At 59.1% G+C, this 1,622-nt stretch carries 2 protein-coding genes; both read right to left on the bottom strand.

Annotated elements, in window-relative coordinates; genetic code table 11:
- Positions 1 to 785, bottom strand: a 785-nt coding sequence (locus tag QMA15_RS32555) for a ScbA/BarX family gamma-butyrolactone biosynthesis protein (protein ID WP_290289294.1), incomplete at its 3' end; no start/stop codon positions are given.
- 167 nt (positions 786 to 952) lie between these two features.
- Positions 953 to 1,622, bottom strand: a 670-nt coding sequence (locus tag QMA15_RS32550) for a LuxR C-terminal-related transcriptional regulator (RefSeq protein ID WP_290289292.1), incomplete at its 5' end; no start/stop codon positions are given.

Below are 1,622 nucleotides of genomic sequence, written 5' to 3'. Positions count from 1 at the left end.
GACACCTCGCACGGCGTTTCCCATTCAGTGAACCTCGGAAAGACCGCCGAGAGTGAGGCGATCTGGGTTGCTGGGTTGCCGATGTGGAATCGGACCGCTTGTCGGGCGGCCTCGAAAAGAATCATTCCTGGGATGTGGTCGACGGGGTGGTCGAAAAGGGAGTGGTTGCGCGGATCGGGAGTGCAGAACATCGTGTGCCGAGCAGGATCAGTGCTGATGAGCACATCTCCATCGGTTAGGCGTCCGACTCGCTCCGATCCGACCACCGCGGTTCCGGAAGGAAGGATGCGCAGGCTCGGGCGGTGGTCTTCTCGTCCTTGCCGAATTCGACGGTATCCCTCGGGGCTGACTCCTCGCGCAACAGCTTTGCATCTGGCGACGTGCCGGTTGCCCTCTCTGAGGATCCCCGACACTTCGACCCCCGAGACCGCTCCGTCGCGATGAGTGAGGTTGTCCGCTGTCATCGAGAAACTCAACGGCTCCGCGACTGGTTGCACGTCGAGCGCATCCAACATCTCGAAGCTGAATGTTTCCATGAGGAACTTGTAGTGCAGTGGAATCTCGTATCGGGTGTGGCAGAGAAGCACCACTGCCTGTCGAAATGCTTCTGCCACCCCGAGTGGATCGTGTTGCTCGCTCGATACGTCGAATATCCGGTGCGAGACCGGGAGTTGCACAGCAACCTGGTACGCCGAGTCCGATTCGATCCGGTAGTCCGTCAAGAAAACCTCGGCAACAGCATGTCTGTGGACGAGATGCCGCGGCACTGTGCGTGTGTATTCCATTGATTGAATGCACCTTTCGATGTTCGCTCGTGTCTTCGGTGTCGTGTAGGAACCAATTTTCGACGTCCGGACACGTCGTCGAATCGTCAAAATTGACGATCTTTGCGAAGGTCGAGTTCAATCAGGGGTAGCACCCATCTCAACGAGTGTGTCTGGGGCACTTCCTGCTAGAAGCGTCCGATCCGAAGTTCCAGTGGGTGTCTACGTGCGTCGTGACCAGAGCGGCGGAGCATCGCGCATGCCTCCAGTTGGGAGTGCACCCCCAGTTTCTGCAGGATGCTTCGGACGTGGGCGCGAACCGTGGTCGGTGCGATGTGGGCGGTTCGAGCAATCGAGTCGACATTCGAACCGCCGTAGAGAAGACCCACGATCTCGAATTCGCGATCGGTGAGACTGCCGATTCGTGCGGATTCTTCGGTGCGCAACCGGATGCGTTGTACGAGCGAGGACTTCTCGTGTGCAGGGTGAGTGGAATTGGGGTTGAGTGCGGCCTGCAGCTCATCGAGCAGCGATGCGAACGGGAGTTGAGAGTTGAGCGCGGAGTGGGCGCCCGCAGCAAGTCCCCGAATCATGGAGCGGCCGCTACTGAGATCGCCGACCAGGACCGATCCCTCGAGTGCGGAAAGCTCCTTCACCTGCCAATCGACGCCCCCGCTGGGTAGGAGAACAAGCGCTCTACCGTGATCGCTGGTGTGGTGCCTTAACAGGCTCATGTCTGCGGTTTGTGGCGCGGAATAAGCCCCGGCGCTTATTCCGGCAGCGATTGCATTGGCGAACCCTCGATCGCTATGAGTGGTGTACACCGTGACTGTGCTGGAGTGTGTCATAGCGACTACA

The sequence above is a fragment of the Rhodococcus sp. APC 3903 genome, from assembly GCF_030407755.1.
GTDB classification, from domain to species: Bacteria; Actinomycetota; Actinomycetes; order Mycobacteriales; family Mycobacteriaceae; genus Rhodococcus_F; species Rhodococcus_F erythropolis.
This window is presented reverse-complemented; position numbering and strand designations above follow the sequence as displayed.